Genomic DNA, 18,560 nt, shown 5'->3' on the forward strand with positions numbered 1-18,560 from the left:
AAAGCTATTCTCATCTTGTGAGAATAGCTTTTAAAAATACTTAAGCTTCCATAATTAAATCATAAACTAATGTAGGTTCTTCTACTTTTTCAGCAGAAATTTTAATGTTTTCTAGTAAGTCTTTTTCAACTTCACTAATATCTTCTGTGCTTGAATAAACAGTAACTAATGAATCGCCTTTTTTAACTGCTTCGCCTACTTTTTTGTTTAGCATTAATCCAACAGCTAAGTCAATAACTGATTCTTTTGTTGCACGTCCAGCACCTAATTTCATAGCAGCTGTTCCAACAGCATCAGCTACGATTTGTGAAACATAACCGTCTTGCTTCGCTACTACTTCTTTTACATATTTAGCTTGAGGTAATTTTGATGGATCATCTACTACTGAACCGTCTCCACCTTGAGCTACTAAGAATGCTTTAAATACTTCTAAAGCTTTTCCGTTTTTCATGTTTTCTAGAAGTTTAGCTCTTGCTTCTTCAATTGTTGCAGCTTTTTTAGCTAATACAACCATTTGACTACCTAATACTAAACATAATTCTTCTAAATCTTTTGGACCTTCACCTTTAAGTGTGTCAATTGCTTCTTTCACTTCTAATGCATTACCAATCGCAAAACCTAATGGTTGGCTCATATCAGAAATTACTGCAACTGTATGTCTTCCAACGTTGTTTCCAATCTTAACCATCGCTTTAGCTAAATCGCGTGCATCATCAATATCTTTCATAAATGCGCCTGCACCTGTTTTAACATCTAAAACAATTGCGTCTGCACCAGCAGCAATTTTTTTACTCATAATTGAACTTGAAATTAATGGGATTGAGTTAACAGTTGCTGTTACATCACGTAGTGCATATAACTTTTTGTCAGCAGGTGTTAAATCTCCTGTTTGTCCGATAACAGCTAATTTAATATCATTTACTTGTTTTGTAAATTCTTCTTCTGTTAATTCAACATGGAAACCTTCTACAGCTTCTAATTTATCAATTGTACCACCAGTGTGACCTAAACCACGTCCGCTCATTTTTGCTACTGGAATATCTAAAGAAGCTACTAATGGACCTAATACAAGTGTAGTTGTATCACCTACTCCACCAGTTGAATGCTTATCTACTTTGATTCCTTCAATATTTGAAAGATCAATTGTATCACCAGAGTGTACCATAGCCATTGTTAAATCACTGTATTCTTTCTCAGTCATTCCCTTTAAGAAAACTGCCATTGCAAAAGCACTCATTTGATAATCAGGTACACTTCCATCTGTGAAACCTTTGATTACAAAATTAACTTCTTCAGTTGTTAATGTTTTTCCGTCACGTTTTTTTTCAATTAAATCTACCATTCTCATTTTGAAACGCCTCTTTCTGATTTGTGTATATTACTTCTAATGAAAAGTGACTTCCACATAATGTAGAAGTCCTTTATATTTTCGTTAACTTTTGAATTAACCGATTTTACGAATAATCTCTTTTACTAAAGATAAAAATGAAGCTCTTACTCTTTGTGTTGTTTCAATTACTTCTTCATGGTTTAGAGGTTGATCTAAAATTCCCGCTGCCATGTTTGAAATACAAGAAATACCAAGTACTCTTAATTCAGCATGACGTGCCACAATTACTTCAGATACAGTTGACATCCCTACTGCATCAGCACCTAATGTTCTAAACATGCGAATTTCAGCTGGTGTTTCATAAGATGGTCCTGTCAGTGCAGCGTAAACTCCTTCTTGAAGTTTTACATCTACTTCACTAGCAGCACTTTTTGCAAGTTCTCTTAATTCACGGTCATACGGATAAGACATATCGACAAAACGAACACCTAGCTCTGGGTTATTTGGTCCAATTAGTGGACTAGTACCAGTAAAATTAATATGGTCTGTAATTAACATTAAATCACCAGGTTCGTATGAAGTATTAACTCCACCTGCAGCATTCGTTACGATTAATTTTTCAACACCTAGTTCTTTCATGATGCGAACAGGGAATGTAACTTTTTCCATGCTATAACCTTCGTAGTAGTGTACTCTTCCTTGCATTGCTACTACTTCAATACCATGTATCGTACCAAAGACTAGTTGTCCTTCATGTCCTTCAACTGTTGATGTTGGATATTCAGGAATTGTATGATACGGAATTTTTTCTTGGTTTTCAATTTCATCAACAAGAATTCCTAAGCCAGATCCTAAAATCAATCCAATTTTAGGCTGTCTGTCAACTTTACTTTTAATAAATTCAGCGGCTTTATCAATATTTTCTTTATTCATATGTAACTCCACCTTATTTCAATTTTTCAAAAAAACTTGATCCATGTGATGGCATTGTAACTTTAAAGTTTTCTGCAATAGTTGCTCCAATATCGGCAAACGTTTTTGGAATTTCTAATTCCTTACCTTCTGAAAACTGTTTACTATAAACTAATAACGGAACATATTCTCTTGTATGGTCTGTACCAGTATAAGTCGGATCGTTTCCATGATCGGCAGTAATCATCAATAAATCATCTTCTTTTAATAAATCAAATACTTCTGGTAATCGTGCATCATATTCTTCTAATGCTTTACCGTAACCTAGCGGATCTCTTCTATGACCGTATACAGCATCAAAATCAACTAAATTTAGGAAGCTAATACCTGTGAAGTCCATTTTTAGTGTTTCAACTAATTTATCCATACCATCCATATTAGAAACAGTACGTAATGCTTTCGTAATTCCTTCACCATCGAAGATATCAGCAATTTTACCGATTGAAATCACATCTAAATTCGCATCTTTTAACTCATTCATAACAGTACGTCCAAATGGTTTTAATGCATAGTCATGACGATTTGGTGTACGTTTAAAGTTTCCAGGTTCACCAACAAATGGTCTCGCAATCACACGCCCAATCATGTATGGATCATCTAATGTTAATTTACGTGCAATTTCACAATAACGATATAAATCTTCTAAAGGAACAACTTCTTCATGAGCTGCAATTTGTAAAACAGAATCAGCAGACGTATAAACGATTAAATCGCCTGTTTTCATATGCTGTTCACCAAGTTCAACTAAGATTTCAGTTCCTGAAGCAGGTTTATTCCCAATTATTTTACGATCAAAATGGGTTTCTAATTCGCTTATTAATTCTTTAGGGAATCCATCAGCAAAAACTTTAAATGGTTTATCAATGTGAAGTCCCATGATTTCCCAATGTCCAGTCATTGTATCTTTTCCGACTGATGACTCTTCCATTTTTGTATAATAAGCAAGTGGCTTATCGGCCTTTGGAACCCCTTTCAATTCTCTTATATTACTTAAACCTAGTTTTGCCATGTTCGGCATATGTAATCCATTCATTTCTTCAGCAATATGGCCTAGTGTATCTGAACCAACATCATTAAATTTTTCTGCATCTGGAGCTTCTCCAATTCCTACAGAATCCATAACAACGAGGAACACTCTATTAAATTTTCTATTCATTTGTTTTCCTCCTAACTCATCGAAACAAACTTAAACTTAAATGCTAGCGTCAGATGTCTGACAACTAAAGTATACTTATTGTCCTAATTCTTTTCAAGAAATATATTTTCCAATTTGTGTCTATTGATACTATATTTCCCCAGAATCATAATAAATTGACATAAATAATTCATAAATACATTCTTTTTTATCAAGTTGCTAATAATGATGATATGTAAAATTACACTCTTCCATACATAATGCAAAAAGAAAAAGCCCAAGCTTTTTTAGCTGGGCCTTTTAAAGTATTATGCGGTTTGATTTTCTGTATTTGCAACTTGATGTTTTTGTGCTTTTCTTCTAGAAACAATTGTACCAGCTCCAATTACGATTGCAGTCATGACAATTTTGAAAGCTAAAGCAATTGCAGAATTATCAAAAGCATCGTGAATCATTTTTTCATGAGTAATCATTCCAGCTGCCGTCCAAGCTAAGATACCTGAACCAATTGTTGTAATTATTGGGTATTTGTTCATAATTTTCATTAATAATGAGCTTCCGCCAACAATAATTGGAATTGAAATTAAAATCCCAATTACGATTGCAACTAAGCTACCATGTGATACACCAGCTAAAGCTAAAACATTATCAAGACTCATTAACGCATCAGCAATGATGATTGTTCTAACTGCTCCCCATAATGTTGCACCACTTTTAACTTCGCCGTGTCCAGAGTCATCGACTAATAATTTAAAAGCAATCCATAATAACATTAAACCACCGATTGCATAAATAAAAGGAATTTTTAATAAATACACGATTACTGCTGCAAATACGATACGTAGTCCAATTGCACCTAATGTACCAAATAAAACTGCTTTTTTCTTTTGGTCTGCTGGTAAGTTTTTCGCTGCTAATGCGATTAGAATAGCATTGTCACCACTTAATAACAGGTCGATAAAAATTACATTCAATAGTACGCCAATACTTAATCCGTCAAATAAATCCATGACTATTCCCCCTTATGAAACTACTATTTTTAATTAAACAACCTGTACCCGTGACTACAAAATAAAAAGACCTTTGCCAATAGTTGTAGTTCTACGGCAAAGGTCTTGCTGAGCACACATATGTATGCCAACAAAGCCGATGAGAATTTCTTCTCATGTAATGACGACTTTGTTTCAGGATCTCTCCTGACGCTACTCCCCTTTGGAGTATTCGATTGTTTATTAATAATATAATAGTATTCTAGCTAGTCCATTATGTCAATAGATTTTTAACCGGTTTTTAATTATAAGTTTTATCTTTTATTTTCAATGTAAATAATTAACTTATTGCTTTGTCAATATTTTTGGTCCATTACTTGTTATCGCTAAAGTATGTTCATATTGTGCTGAATTTTTTCCATCTCTTGTTCTTGCTGTCCAGCCATTTGAATCCATTGTTGATTGCCATGATCCTAAATTAATCATCGGTTCAATCGTAATGACCATCCCTTCACGCAGTCTTAAACCTTTACCTGCCATACCAAAATGTGGAACATATGGCTCTTCATGAAGCGTTGGTCCGATGCCATGTCCTGTAAAATCACGCACAACTGAATAACCTAATGATTCAGCATAAGTTTGAATTGCAAAGCCAATATCACCAATACGGTTACCTACTACAGCTTGTTCTATACCTTTATATAAGCATTCTTGGGTAACTTTTAATAAGTCCTTGTTTTCTTTAGTAATATTCCCTACACCGTATGTCCAAGCGGAATCAGCAAGCGCGCCATTTAAATTTACGACCATATCAATCGTTACAATATCTCCATCTTTTAAAGCTTTTTTACGAGGAAAACCGTGGCAAATCTCATCATTAATTGAAGCACAAGTTGCATAGTTATATCCTCGATAACCTTTTTGCTCCGGTTTCGCACCATTTTCAGCTAAAAACTTTTCTACAAATTGATCAATTTCCCAAGTCGTAATCCCTGGCTTAATCATTTTTGCAATTTCCTTATGCGTAGCAGCCAATAAAGTACCTGCTTCATCCATTAAGTTAATTTCACGTTCAGTCTTAATCGTAATCATTTAGTTCATCCTCTCAAGTCACCTAGTTTCGGTTCTTACATGATTAATTTAATATATTATTCTTTTCACATTATAACAATCTTTTCCCAAGAAAAAAGAGCTTTATTTAAGCTCTTTAGTGTGTAGACAAAGTTTTAAAAATCTGTTTTTTAGACTGAACAGTCTAAATCTGAGATTAAGCTCTTGGATGAAACTCTTTATAAACATCCTTAAGTCTATTTTTCGTTACATGTGTATAAATTTGTGTTGTAGATATATCTGCATGTCCTAACATTTCTTGAACCGATCTTAAATCAGCGCCATTTTCTAATAAATGTGTTGCAAATGAATGACGTAAAGTATGCGGTGTTAATTCATGCTGAATATTTGCTTTTTCAGCTTGCTTTTTTAAGTTTTTCCAAAATCCTTGTCTAGACATTCTATTTCCATGATGATTTAAGAAAAATGCATCATTATTTTTTTTACCTTTTAAATCATTTCTTGCTAATTTTAAATAATTTTCAATTGATTCAATAGCAAGTTTACCTAAAGGAATAATTCTTTCTTTACTACCTTTACCTAAACATCGCACAAATCCCATTGTTAAATTAATGTCAGATAGATTTAATGATAATAACTCTGACACCCGCATGCCAGTAGCATATAGCAATTCTAACATGGCCTTATCTCTTAAACCAAATGTAGAGTGATCAGGTACTTCTAATAAAGCCTCTACTTCCTGTAGTGATAAAACCTTTGGAAGTACTTTTGGGGCTTTTGGAATTTCTATTAATAGTGAAGGATCGTCTTTCATCCCATCAACCTCACGAATTAAAAATTGATGAAATGAGCGAATTGTTGCTAATTGACGAGCCATTGTTCGTGCCGTTAAATCTCTTTCTTTTAAATATTTTAAATAACTAATAATATGTAACCTAGTTATATTTGCGAGACCATTTATATTTTCAACAACGTCCAAATATTTTCCGTAGCTTTCTAAATCCTTGCCATATGATAGAATTGTATTTTTAGATAAACCTTTTTCTACTTGGATAAAATGGATAAAATCCTCAGTTGCAAAATCAAATTCTTTTTTAAAAGGTGTTTTATCAGTCGTTGTCACATTTCATTACTCCCCGTTTTGATAAAACCGTACCAATTGGTTAAAAGCACCATCCTTTTTATGAATGTCCACCTTTAACATTGAGCCTTCTGGTCGGTCATATCGATGCATATTTTCATATTCAGAATGAATCCATTGAATAGCAAAATAAAATAAAATTGTACATGTAATGAATAAAATTGTAACTTTTATTACATTAAAAACAATACTTGCTCTTTTTTTCATATGACCACCACCTTTTGCTAGAAGTAAAGACATCATTACTACATACTATGCAAAAATAGGACAAATCATACTTCAAAAAAGCAACATTAATCATTACCAGTGTAATTTTTAGAACATGAAAAAGAGCAGACTCTTTTTATTGAACTGCTCCGTCTTTTAAGAATCAAAAATAAAATGATTTTAATTAAATTAAAATCATTTTACTACTCTTCGTTTTGATCATGGCAACGATGACATACACCATGAAATGATAATCGATGATCTTTAATTTTAAAATTCCAACGTTCTTCAACTGTCTTTTCAACTTCACTTAATAGATTTTCATGAATTTCATCTACTGCTCCGCAAACCGTGCAAATTAAATGATGGTGAAAATGTTGTGCACCTTCATGTCTTAAGTCGTATCTTGAAACGCCATCACCAAAATTTATTTTATCAACAATTGTTAACTCAGTTAGTAATTCTAACGTACGATAAACAGTAGCAAGTCCAATTTCTGGCGATTTTTCTTTCACTAGGAGGTAAACATCTTCTGCACTTAGGTGATCTTCTTCGTTTTCTAATAAAACACGAACAGTAGATTCCCGTTGTGGTGTTAATTTGTATCCTGCTAAATGTAGTTGTTTCTTTATTCGTTCAACTCGTTCTTCCATTCTTTTCACTCCCTCGCCACTTGATAATAATTATAACAAAGAAAGAGAAAGTGTCAAAAATTATTTGTTAATTTTTTGAAACAATTATTTCTGAGATGGCTTTTAAAAAATATGTTGAACCATATGCTTCAATAATACTTGCCATACTTAAGCAAACAGCAACAATTCCAAAAACAATAGAATACGAGACTAACTGTTTCATAATTGGTTCATTATCATTTTTAATAAATTGCTTTCGAATCATTCGAATAGATAGCTGAACTGCTAAAACAGTTAAAAGTATATATAATGGTAAAACGATCACATTTTGTGGAAAAACAGAAGAAAATGCTAATAAAATACCATGCCAACCTAATTGATTGACTAAAAATCCAACTGTAAATCCAACTACCAATCCTTTCATAAATAATAAAATAAGAATGATTGGTAATCCGATGATTGAGATCCCTAAAACCCAAATCAATGCTAAAAACTTTAAATGAGAGGAATAGCTAGAAAGGAACACTTCATTTCCGCTTATATAATCCCCATTATTAACTTGTCCAAAAAAATGTGTAATAAAGGATAGAATATCCTGCTTTTGATTCACATTCATACTATTTACGATGACTGCTCCAAATACTACACCAAAAAGTAAAATCACACTAACAAAAATATAGAGTGACAAATAATCTTTAACATGTTTTTTCATCGTTGATTTGACTGAGCTTCTTGTCATGATATCATCTCCTGCACTATATTCTCTCTTCATTTTATGAATGGACAAGTAATTTATTCTATTAATTTATAAAAGTTGAAAAATTAATCATAAAGAAAAAGTAGGTCTAGTTGCTATTTTATGGAAAGGGATGATGATTTTCGTTGTCATCAAAAATTTTAAAAAAATAAAAAAAAGCTGTTAAAGTCAGTCAACGACTAAAACAGCTTTGTTTTAATTTAATAATTCAATTTGTTTTTTTATGATTTGACCGATTGATTTAGCATTTTCTGCATTATTTCCATAAATAGAAGAATGTGTGTAGCCTTCTAATGTTTGACGGTTACCTTGATTCGTTGTTTCACAATATTCATTATGATATTTTTCAACTTTATGTAGTAATTCCTTTTTTTTCTTCAGGTTAAGTTGTAAGCCACTTTGATTAGAAGCTGTTAATACTAGTAAAGGAATATTCATTTTTATTTTCAATGCGTCCTTAATTCGTAAGTTACTATAATTTAGGTTTTTCCACTCACTGACAACAGTCTTCCAATGCTTATAGCTTTTAATTGCGCTAATCATTTCGAACTGGTTCTCCGGTGAAGTTTTCATCATTTTATTAATTAATTTATTTGGAATTACCTTAGTAAGATTAAATCGGTTCGCGTTCTTCATCATTAACGCAAATTGATATAGTAACTTATCATATAATTTCTGCTCTTGTTCTTCTAGGGTCGGATGTGTTGGATCGAGTAAAACCATTGATTGGATAGAATTTGGAAAAAGCCGAGACAATTGGAATACAATATATGCCCCCAGAGAATGTCCGACAGCAATTAAAGGACTTTTAATATTTAATGCTAATAAAATATCATAACATTCAAAAGCTTGTTGCTCTGTTGATCGTTCTGTCGTCCATATTCCACTTTTTCCATAACCTAAGCGATCGTACGTTATAACTTTGGCATATTTACTCAACTCTTCTTGTAAATACTTCCATTGATGAAGAGTATGCATCATTCCACATTCTAAAAGAACTGTAACTTTGCCATCCCCTTTTACTCGAACGTGATATGTGCCAAGCTCACCATTAACAAACAATATTCTCACCTTCATCGTATTTGATTAGTTGTCTTATTGTATTCATTTTTCCTATTTTCTATTTTATCTTTCATTCTTTAATTTTTGCTTAATAAAAGTGAAATGCTGTTTTTCAATATAGGCATTCAATAAGTCATAAAAAAAAGACGTTAAAAAAATAACGTCTTTTTTCTCAAGATTTTTATATCGTTTCATTTTTTGCTTCGTATGCTTCTTTTACTTCTGCATAAAATTGTGCCTGAGAAGTATAAAAGTATGGTGCTACATAAAATAAAGCAAGCCCAAAAGTGATGATCACTAATAGACCCCAACCGATGAATGAAAGCCCTAGTAAAAAGAATTTCCATTTATACCCATCCATCATTCTTCTACTTAATGTAATTGCATCTAGTGCATTCATTTCTGGAAAATCTTTTAAAATATATCCAACTTGTGAATACGCGATTGATTTGATAATCCCAGGAATGATTAATAAAACAGTCCATAATACTGTAAATAAAGTTACTAAAAATCCAACTATTATTCCTCTTATAAATTGATGCCCACTTTTAAAATAGAAAAATATATCCGATATGTTTTTTTCCTCAGCACGAATCAACTTTAAAAAGTATACAAGTAATCCATAACCTAGTAGCGTATTTAAGATTGCAGTAATAATTTCGATTACGGTTTGGATTCCACCAGGTATTAAATCTTGTTGATCAAAATCTAAAGTTATACTCCCTGTATAATGATAGTTGACTGGCCCATTAAGTAACATATAAATAAGTCCTTGTAATACACCAAAAACCACAAGTGTTAAAATCGCTTTACCCCAATTACCAGATAGACGACTTTTAGCTGTTTTTTTAATTGACGAAATTCTCATCTACTCATCCTCTCAAAAAATGTCACTTTATTTTACCATGTTTATTACCACTTTTTGAGAGATATTTTTAATTTTAATTTAATTTTTTTGTAATAATTGTAAATATTGGACTGCAAAGCATGTTTTCGCATCATGGATTGAACCTTTTTTTAGTTCTTCTAGACACTCGTCTAATGTTAGCTCAAAAATTTCGACAAATTCATCTTCGTCTAAAACTGCACTATTTTCTAATTTCTTTAAACCTTTTGCTACATATATATGTATATACTCGTCTGCAAACCCCGGTGATGTATAAAAAGATTGAATATGCTCCCACTCGGCTGCTTCATATCCAGTCTCTTCTTCTAGTTCTCGTTTAGCCGTTACAAGTGGCTCTTCGCCTTTTTCTAATTTTCCCGCTGGAATTTCTAAAAGACTTCTTTCTAGCGCTTTTCGATACTGCTCTACAAATACTATTTTTCCTTCACTTGTAATTGGAATTACAGCTACAGCACCTGGATGCTTTACGATTTCACGTGTACTTGTATTTCCATTCGGTAATTCTACTTTTTGATGATAAAGAGAGATTACTCGTCCTGTGAATATTTTTTCTTCTGCTAGTGTTTTTTCTTCAAATTTTTTCATTTTTTTCATCACCTTGTTCTAATTTATATGGTTGTCACATACATTTTATCATTTATTTCATTAAAATACTTTCTGAAATGAGGTAGTCTGATGAAAATGTGTATGACGGAAAATTCTGTTGTCCTTGTAGGCTCTAAAACAGAAATTTTAAAAAGCCTCGAAGTTATTGCTATGCAATATAAAACGGTTCAAGAATGGATTCAAAACTCCAATGGCAAGCTTCTCTATGTTGTAAAATAATTCTCTTTTCCCTACAATTAAACTTGGAGGGATTTATATGAAAAAACGTAAACTTGGTTCTACTTTATTAGAAATATCCGAAATTGGTTTAGGTTGTATGTCTCTTGGGACAGAAGAAAATGAGGCAATTTCAACAATTCATGCAGCAATCGATGCTGGTATTAATTACTTTGATACTGCTGATTTATATGATTTCGGTAAAAATGAAGAAATCGTTGGTAAAGCTTTAAAAGGTCGCAGAGATCAAGTGGTTATTGCAACGAAGGTCGGAAACCGTTGGAATAATTCACATGATAATAAATGGTATTGGGATCCATCGAGAGCATATATTAAAGAAGCTGTAAAAGACAGTTTACGTAGACTAAATACAGATTATATCGATTATTATCAACTTCATGGTGGAACAATTGAGGATCAATATGAAGAAACTATATTTACTTTTGATGAACTAGTAAAAGAAGGCTTAATTCGCCATTATGGAATCTCTTCAATTCGTCCGAATGTTATTAATCGATTTATAAATCATTCATCTATACAAGGTGTTATGATGCAATATAATGTACTTGAGCGTAGACCTGAAGAATTCTTTCCGCTTTTCGAAAAAAATAATATTTCTGTCATTGCACGTGGTTCTGTAGCAAAAGGATTATTAACAAGTAAATGGGAAAAGAAACTATCTAACAAGGGCTATATGTCATATTCAGAACAAGAATGTACTGAAACAATCCGAAAACTTCTCCAACTTCTCGATGAAGAACAATCCTTACATAGCTTAGCTTTACAATATGCTCTTTCTCATAAAGCAGTTTCATCATTAGCTGTTGGAGCTAGAAATAAAGAACAATTACTAGATAATATTAACGCTTACTTTGCAAAACCATTAAATTCACAACAAATCGCCCAAATAAAAGAAATTTCACTTCTTACGAATTATGAGGAACATCGTTAAGCCACTCCTTCCTTCCATGGAAGGAGTGTTATTTCTTCCATTTACTTGCTTTTCTATCGATTTCATCTAAAAATTCTTCTTTACGTCCTCTTTTATTTTCTAATTTGTTTTTAGCAAGTTCTTTTTTTAATTTTATATATTCCATTGCTTGATCAGTATGAGCGATCATATATTCCCTAAATGCAATATTTCGTTCAATAGCAGCATTTCCTTTTTCATATACTTGAATATGGAAACTACTATTATCATCACATTTTATAAAAAGTCTTCTGTCTTGCTTAGATTGATCCCCCAATTGTTCGTAACCTAAAGTTTTTAGAACATCACTATACTCATCAAACTTTTTTAAGTATTTTACAACGATCATTAAGTCAATGATTGGCATCGCAAACATATTCGGAATTGAAGTACTCCCTATATGATAAATCGCTGCTTTCTCTGGTAATAATAGATCAATTGCCTTTTTTTCAGACTGAAAATCTTCTTCCCAGGAAGTACGATAAGGTACAATTTCAATATTCTTTTTCATTTTAGAACACCTACACTTTTTTCATTAACTTCCTTTTATAGCATTCGTTAAAGGACAATTAATTATTGAAAAAATTAATTGTAGTAGAAAAAGCATAAAAATAGACCTTATACAATCATGACTTTCCACCTATCCCATAAACCTTATGTTTAAACTATTTTAATTAAAATTCCCTAATCCCTTTTACCCTTACTTTCACTTAAAAAATGTTCAAAAATCGTAATTTAATACTAAATTAAATTTTGGTTAAAATACTCACAATTCCTACTTTAATTGGTTTCTTTGAATTATAATTATTTTAGTTACTAAGATATTTAGTTACGTTAACTTTTTAGTACTTCCTATATTCTAAGGAGAGAATGAAATGTCAGAAAAACCAATCATTCGAAGTGAATTTATTCCATCTCTTATAATGGAATTTAGAAAATTCAGCACTTCAATCGTTCTTTTTAATGAAGGGCTTGCCTCAAACCTTCATTTAAATGCGACTGATTTACGATGTCGAGAATTACTTTGCCACACTGGCCCGATTACAGCTGGAAAGTTATCTCAATTAACACATCTAACTACTGGTGCTATAACAGGTGTTATTGACCGACTTGAAAAAGTCAACTTTGTTGAACGTATTCAAGATCCTAATGACCGTAGACGAGTAATTATTCAACCTGTGTATGAACGTGATGATGAATTAGCAGAACTTTTTAAACCATTATCTGACTCTCTTTCTAATATTTTTAATCAGTATGATGACAAAGAGTTAACATTATTATTTAAATTTTGGAATGATATTAATGAATTGATTCCAAAAGAGACTAAAGAATTAAATAAGGGGGAAACTTAATGGTTTCAAAAGAGAGTAAGGTTGGCTTTGTCGTAGCAGGTCTATTATTAGGAATGCTGATGGCGGCTATGGATAACACAATTGTTTCAGCTTCAATGCCGACAATTGTTGGAGAACTAGGTGGTTTAGACCAATTTATTTGGGTAACCTCTGCCTATTTGGTTGCTACTATGGCAAGTATGCCGATTTTTGGTAAGTTATCAGATATGTATGGACGTAAACGATTTTATTTATTAGGACTTATCATTTTCTTAATTGGTTCCGCATTATGTGGAACAGCAAATAGCATTATTCAATTAAGTATTTATCGTGCGATTCAAGGAATTGGCGGAGGTTCACTAATGCCAATCGCCTTTACAATTATTTTCGATATTTTCCCACCAGAAAAACGAGGAAAAATGACTGGTTTATTTGGTGCAGTTTTTGGTCTTTCTAGTGTATTTGGACCACTTTTAGGTGCTTATATTACTGATCAAATTGATTGGCGCTGGATTTTCTACATCAATTTACCTTTAGGTATTATTTCTTTATATTTAATTTCACAGTTTTATAAAGAAAACCTTCAGCTTAGAAAACTTAAAATCGACTGGTTTGGTGCGATTACACTTGTTGGTTCAGTTGTCAGTTTAATGTTTGCTCTTGAATTAGGTGGAAATGAGTACGATTGGAATTCTGCTCCAATTATTTCCTTATTTGCAATCTTTGCAGTATTATTTATCGCATTTATTCTAATTGAAAGAAAAGTTGAAGAGCCAATTATTTCATTTAGCTTATTTAAAAAGCAACTGTTTGCAGCAACACAGGGTGTTGCATTTTTCTACGGTTCTGCTTTCATTATTACGACTGTATTAATTCCACTTTTTGTTCAATCAGTTTTTGGTGGTACAGCTACAAATTCTGGTATCATTCTTATTCCGATGATGCTTGGTTCGGTTGTAGGTAGCCAAGTAGCAGGTCAATCAGTACGTAAATTTAGTTACAGAAGCATCATGTTAGTTTCAGTTGTTTTATTCTTTATTGGAATGTATTTATTAAGCACTTTAGATACTGATACAGCTAGATCAACAGTAACATTCTACATGATTATCGCTGGTCTTGGGATGGGCTGTTCATTCTCATTATTAAGTATGGCAACTCAACACAAAATCGAACCTCAAAAACGAGGCATCGCTACATCAACAAATACTTTCTTTAGAACATTAGGTATGACAATTGGTGTAACAATTTTTGGTACAATTCAAAACCACGTATTTAAAAATAAATTAAGTGATTTACTTGGAAATATTAGCGCATTTGGCGGAAAAGTTGATTCACGAGCATTATTATCCGCTGATGCAAGAGCTAAAATTCCACCAGAAGTACTTCATAAAATCTCAGAAGCAATGGCACATTCAGTTGCAACTACTTTCAAATGGACATTAATTCCGATTACTTTAGGTTTTATCGCGATTATCTTAATGGGTAAAGAAAAATTAACATTTGAAGTAAAAGAAAATAGAGCTAAAAAAGCTCAATAAAAATAAAGCCAAACCCATTCTAATATGGATTTGGCTTATTTTTTTCTTCTATTAAATACTTTGAATAATACATTTGGAATACTTTATAAATCTCTATTATTTCTTCAATTTCATCACTTAACATTATTTCCATTTCATTCATTTGTTCTCTTTTTAATTCAAATGATTGCAAGCTATCTTCATATTTATTTAGCATTTCATAAAAAAACGTACAGTCAATTTTACATATAGAACCATCCGAGTAGTGGCCTGATTCTCTTAATAATGTATTCCAAGAAAGTTCACCATTTTTAGAACTTAAAAAAAGACACGCTAAATGTAGGTTATTAAATTTTATATAAAAGTCCGGGCTTAATGTTTCTAGGTCAGAGTAAGCATATTCAGAAACAATCCCACTTGCATCATTTGAGCTTTTAGTAATCGCTAATTCTAAAATCCAGTAAGGTGGATTTTCTAAAGACTCAATAATTGAATCACACCACAAATAGTAGTGTTTGTAAAAAATTAATCCTGAATCGATCATCTCTACAATTATTTTAGCATTGTTTTTGGTTAGGTCTATACTCATCCTCCAACTATCACCCCCTATCTTATTGCTCATAGTCATCTTAAACCGTTATTCAAATAATGTATACGTTCGTTCAATAACCTATCTAAGAATTCACTTATACCCTTACAATCTTTGAAATAATTTATTTATTAGTTTAAAGATTTCATGTGATTTAAGTCACAAACAATGATTATATCCCGCCATATAATAAGTTTATTCAAATTGTTAGGGGGATGAATGATGTTTTGTAACCAATGTGAACAAACTCCGGTTGGTGGTTGTAAGATTGTAGGTGTATGTGGAAAAGATGAAACAATTGCAAGTTTACAAGATACGATGGTTTATGGGTTAAAAGGAATTGCAGCTTATCGTACACATGCTGCTCAATTAGGGTATACCGATCCATTTGTTGACCAAGTAACACATGAAGCTCTGTATATGACTTTAACAAATTCTAATTTTAACTTACAAGAACACATTGATATGGCTATGAAAGTAGGTAAAGCCGCAATTCGTGTAATGGAGCTATTAGATGAAGCCCATACAAAACATTTTGGAATTCCTGAACCTGTTCAAGTTTCTTCTAATAAAATCGAAGGAAAATGCATTGTTGTGACTGGCCACAATTTATTTGCATTAGAAGAATTGTTAAAACAAACAGACGGGAAAGGTTTAAATATTTACACACACTCTGAAATGCTACCTGCTCACGGTTATCCAGCATTAAAAAAATATACACATTTAAAAGGTAACATCGGAAAAGCTTGGTTTGATCAAAGACGTTTATTTGAAAAATTCCCTGGAGCGATTTTAGCAACCACAAACTGTGTGATGCCAATAAAGGGAAGTTATGCAGATCGCTTCTTCTCATATGAAGTGGCGGGATTAGAAGGAGTAACAAAGATTATAGAGGAAGATTTTTCGCCATTAATTCAACGTGCATTAGAACTACCAGAAGCAAATATAGAATCAGAAGAAGTAATGACTACTGGTTACCATCACGAAACAGTTTTATCTATTGCTCCTGAAATTGTAGAAGCTGTAAAAAATGGGAAGATTCAACGCTTCTTTGTTGTAGCAGGTTGTGACGCCCCAGGAAAAGGTGGAGAATATTATCGTGAGCTTGTCACATCTTTACCAAATGATACAGTAGTTTTAACAACCTCTTGCGGTAAATTTCGCTTTAATGATGTAGATTACGGTACTGTAACTGGTACAAACATTCCTAGATTTATAGATTTAGGGCAATGCAATAATTCAGTTTCAACAATAAAAATTGCGGCTGCATTAGCGGATGCATTTAATTGTAGTGTCAATGATTTGCCTGTAAGTATTATACTTTCTTGGTTTGAGCAAAAAGCCGTGGCTATATTATTAGGGTTATTTAGCCTTGGAATCCAAGATATTCGAATCGGACCTAAAGCACCAGACTTTATTAATGAAGGCGTATTAAATGTATTAGTTGATACATTTGGCTTAAAATTAATTACGAATGCACAAGACGATTTGAAAACAATTTTACAAGGATAATAGCCTGAATGAACAATGAACTTCTCTTAAAAGAGAAGTTCTTTTATTTATTTTTCAGTTCCAACATCAATGAATGCTTAGAGTTTGTTCAATCATTTCGAACGTATTTTTCTGTGTTGCTATATACCATATTTCAAAATAAAAATAAATAAACAACTATAGATAAATAGTTGTTTCAGTGTGTAGACAAAGTACTAAATACTTGATTTTCAGACTGATTGCAAGCGCTTGTCTTTCGAGGCACGAAGCATGGTGAGGAGCGGAGTTACCTTTAGGCGGTAATGAGCACCGCAGACAGGCGAAGTAACGAAGAAAGCGAGCGTTTGGCGGGCAGTCTGAAACAACTATAGATAAATAGTTGTTTCTTATCCACCAATATAAGACATTTCAATTTTACGATTTTTATGACTTTCTTCTGTGCGGATCTCAGAGTATCTGTCATCTCTTTTTTCCCATAATGATTGAATTATTGCTGAAATGTATTGATCTGTAACGCCAGTGCGCAACATTTTTCTTAAGTCATACCCTTCTGAAGCGAATAGACAGGTGTATAGCTTTCCATCTGTAGATAGGCGCGCTCTCGTACATGAACCGCAGAAAGTTTCTGTAACTGATGAGATAAATCCGACCTCAGTATTCGTTCCTTTATATCGATATCGTTTTGCTACCTCGCCAATGAAATTCTGCTCTACTGGCTCCAACTGATATTGTTCTTGGAACAGATCGTAAACTTGCTTCTTCGAGATAACATCTTTAAAATTCCATCCATTTGTACACCCTACATCCATATACTCTATAAATCGTAATGTAATATTTTTCTCTTTAAAAAAATGAACCATTGGTAATACTTCAGTATCATTTAACCCTTTCTTTACTACCATATTTACTTTGACTTCTAACCCTGCTTCTCTAGCTGCAATAATTCCGTTTAAGACTGTGGAAACGCTCGTATTCATATTATTTATCTTCATGAAAACTTTATCATCCAAGGAATCTAAGCTCACATTTACGCGGCAAATTCCGGCTTCTTTAAGTGCTTTGGCGTTTTTTGCCAAAAATACACCATTTGTTGTTAACGTCACATATTTAATTCCTTCAATTTTTGAAAGACGATTAATCAGTATTGGTAGATCTTTTCTTAAAAGAGGTTCCCCTCCTGTTAAACGAATCTTTTCTACACCTATTTTTGCAAATAATTTAGCTAATCGAACAATTTCCTCAAAGGATAGGATTTCATCTTTACTCATAAAGGGATAGTCAACCCCAAATATCTCTTTAGGCATACAATAACTGCATCTAAAGTTACAACGGTCTGTTACAGATATTCTTAAATCTCGAAGTGGTCGATTGCGGGTATCGAGGATATTGGTCATTTTTTCCTCCCCCTTCTTCTTATGTATGATTTTTAGCTAATATTAGCATACAAAGTTATTTCACCTTATGATGTATGTCACAATCTCGTTGTTTAAGCTATTCAGTATTTATGTTCCAGAATGCCTCTTTGAAAGAGTTACTTTCCATTTGCAAAATGCAAGTTTAACCAGCTACTACGTCAATCTTTCATATTCTATATCCTTAGAGTTCTATGCTATTTAATAGAATGGTATTATAATAAT

Annotated in this window: 20 protein-coding genes; 5 read left to right on the plus strand and 15 right to left on the minus strand. The window is 32.5% G+C overall.

Annotation, left to right across the window (positions count from 1 at the left end; genetic code table 11):
* Positions 1-40: 40 nt before the first annotated feature.
* From ACFWM3_RS12175 to ACFWM3_RS12230, 12 genes are all read right to left on the minus strand, one after another.
* A complete protein-coding gene (locus tag ACFWM3_RS12175; protein ID WP_056466914.1) occupies positions 41-1,348 on the minus strand; it encodes a pyrimidine-nucleoside phosphorylase in 1,308 nt (435 codons plus the stop codon).
* A gap of 96 nt (positions 1,349-1,444) precedes the next feature.
* Positions 1,445-2,263 (minus strand): purine-nucleoside phosphorylase, encoded by an 819-nt coding sequence (locus tag ACFWM3_RS12180; protein WP_056466918.1) that lies wholly within the window; start codon positions 2,261-2,263, stop codon positions 1,445-1,447.
* A gap of 13 nt (positions 2,264-2,276) precedes the next feature.
* Complete coding sequence (gene deoB / locus ACFWM3_RS12185; RefSeq protein ID WP_390311493.1) at positions 2,277-3,458, minus strand: phosphopentomutase; 1,182 nt, start codon at positions 3,456-3,458, stop codon at positions 2,277-2,279.
* 287 nt (positions 3,459-3,745) lie between these two features.
* Positions 3,746-4,447 carry a TerC family protein gene (locus ACFWM3_RS12190; RefSeq protein WP_056466924.1) on the minus strand — a complete coding sequence of 234 codons (702 nt, stop codon included), beginning with the start codon at positions 4,445-4,447 and terminating at the stop codon, positions 3,746-3,748.
* A gap of 324 nt (positions 4,448-4,771) precedes the next feature.
* Positions 4,772-5,518, minus strand: a complete 747-nt coding sequence (gene map, locus ACFWM3_RS12195) for a type I methionyl aminopeptidase (RefSeq protein ID WP_056466927.1) — start codon at positions 5,516-5,518, stop codon at positions 4,772-4,774.
* Between the two features lie 175 nt (positions 5,519-5,693).
* On the minus strand, positions 5,694-6,620 hold the full coding sequence (gene xerD / locus ACFWM3_RS12200) for a site-specific tyrosine recombinase XerD (protein WP_056466928.1): 927 nt from the start codon (positions 6,618-6,620) through the stop codon (positions 5,694-5,696).
* Between the two features lie 6 nt (positions 6,621-6,626).
* A complete protein-coding gene (locus ACFWM3_RS12205) occupies positions 6,627-6,845 on the minus strand; it encodes a YqzK family protein (RefSeq protein WP_056466929.1) in 219 nt (72 codons plus the stop codon).
* Positions 6,846-7,048: 203 nt separating this feature from the next.
* A complete protein-coding gene (gene fur, locus ACFWM3_RS12210; RefSeq protein WP_056466931.1) occupies positions 7,049-7,498 on the minus strand; it encodes a ferric iron uptake transcriptional regulator in 450 nt (149 codons plus the stop codon).
* A gap of 67 nt (positions 7,499-7,565) precedes the next feature.
* Positions 7,566-8,216 (minus strand): stage II sporulation protein M, encoded by a 651-nt coding sequence (gene spoIIM, locus ACFWM3_RS12215; protein WP_390311494.1) that lies wholly within the window; start codon positions 8,214-8,216, stop codon positions 7,566-7,568.
* A gap of 213 nt (positions 8,217-8,429) precedes the next feature.
* A complete protein-coding gene (locus ACFWM3_RS12220; RefSeq protein ID WP_390311495.1) occupies positions 8,430-9,296 on the minus strand; it encodes an alpha/beta fold hydrolase in 867 nt (288 codons plus the stop codon).
* 181 nt (positions 9,297-9,477) lie between these two features.
* Positions 9,478-10,164: a DUF975 family protein gene (locus tag ACFWM3_RS12225; protein WP_056466939.1), complete on the minus strand. Its 687-nt coding sequence runs from the start codon at positions 10,162-10,164 to the stop codon at positions 9,478-9,480.
* A gap of 78 nt (positions 10,165-10,242) precedes the next feature.
* A complete protein-coding gene (locus ACFWM3_RS12230; protein WP_056466947.1) occupies positions 10,243-10,788 on the minus strand; it encodes an NUDIX domain-containing protein in 546 nt (181 codons plus the stop codon).
* A gap of 90 nt (positions 10,789-10,878) precedes the next feature.
* On the opposite strand from ACFWM3_RS12230, the gene mciZ reads away from it, so the two are divergent.
* Together mciZ and ACFWM3_RS12240 are read left to right on the plus strand one after the other, a co-directional pair.
* Entirely contained in the window at positions 10,879-11,028 is a 150-nt protein-coding gene (mciZ, locus tag ACFWM3_RS12235) for a Z-ring formation inhibitor MciZ (protein ID WP_156339604.1), read from the plus strand.
* Positions 11,029-11,065: 37 nt separating this feature from the next.
* Entirely contained in the window at positions 11,066-11,977 is a 912-nt protein-coding gene (locus tag ACFWM3_RS12240; RefSeq protein WP_390311496.1) for an aldo/keto reductase, read from the plus strand.
* 28 nt (positions 11,978-12,005) lie between these two features.
* Here ACFWM3_RS12240 and ACFWM3_RS12245 read toward each other — a convergent pair whose 3' ends face one another.
* Positions 12,006-12,506, minus strand: a complete 501-nt coding sequence (locus tag ACFWM3_RS12245) for a GrpB family protein (RefSeq protein ID WP_390311497.1) — start codon at positions 12,504-12,506, stop codon at positions 12,006-12,008.
* A gap of 364 nt (positions 12,507-12,870) precedes the next feature.
* Here ACFWM3_RS12245 and ACFWM3_RS12250 point away from each other — a divergent pair, with 364 nt between their 5' ends.
* Together ACFWM3_RS12250 and ACFWM3_RS12255 are read left to right on the plus strand one after the other, a co-directional pair.
* Complete coding sequence (locus ACFWM3_RS12250; RefSeq protein WP_056466957.1) at positions 12,871-13,347, plus strand: MarR family winged helix-turn-helix transcriptional regulator; 477 nt, start codon at positions 12,871-12,873, stop codon at positions 13,345-13,347.
* Positions 13,347-14,864, plus strand: coding sequence for an MDR family MFS transporter (locus tag ACFWM3_RS12255; protein ID WP_390311498.1), 1,518 nt, complete (start codon positions 13,347-13,349; stop codon positions 14,862-14,864). The genes ACFWM3_RS12250 and ACFWM3_RS12255 overlap by 1 nt, the downstream gene beginning before the upstream one ends.
* Before the next feature lie 19 nt (positions 14,865-14,883).
* On the opposite strand, the gene ACFWM3_RS12260 is transcribed toward ACFWM3_RS12255, so the two are convergent.
* Positions 14,884-15,432 (minus strand): hypothetical protein, encoded by a 549-nt coding sequence (locus tag ACFWM3_RS12260; RefSeq protein WP_390311499.1) that lies wholly within the window; start codon positions 15,430-15,432, stop codon positions 14,884-14,886.
* 222 nt (positions 15,433-15,654) lie between these two features.
* Between ACFWM3_RS12260 and hcp the strand changes: the two genes are divergently transcribed.
* Complete coding sequence (hcp, locus tag ACFWM3_RS12265; protein WP_390311500.1) at positions 15,655-16,944, plus strand: hydroxylamine reductase; 1,290 nt, start codon at positions 15,655-15,657, stop codon at positions 16,942-16,944.
* 365 nt (positions 16,945-17,309) lie between these two features.
* Here the strand turns inward: hcp and moaA are convergent, their stop codons facing one another.
* Positions 17,310-18,317, minus strand: a complete 1,008-nt coding sequence (moaA, locus tag ACFWM3_RS12270; protein WP_390311501.1) for a GTP 3',8-cyclase MoaA — start codon at positions 18,315-18,317, stop codon at positions 17,310-17,312.
* Between the last annotated feature and the right edge of the window lie 243 nt (positions 18,318-18,560).

The sequence above is a fragment of the Gottfriedia sp. NPDC058432 genome, assembly GCF_042721555.1.
Classification (GTDB): domain Bacteria; phylum Bacillota; class Bacilli; order Bacillales; family Bacillaceae_G; genus Gottfriedia.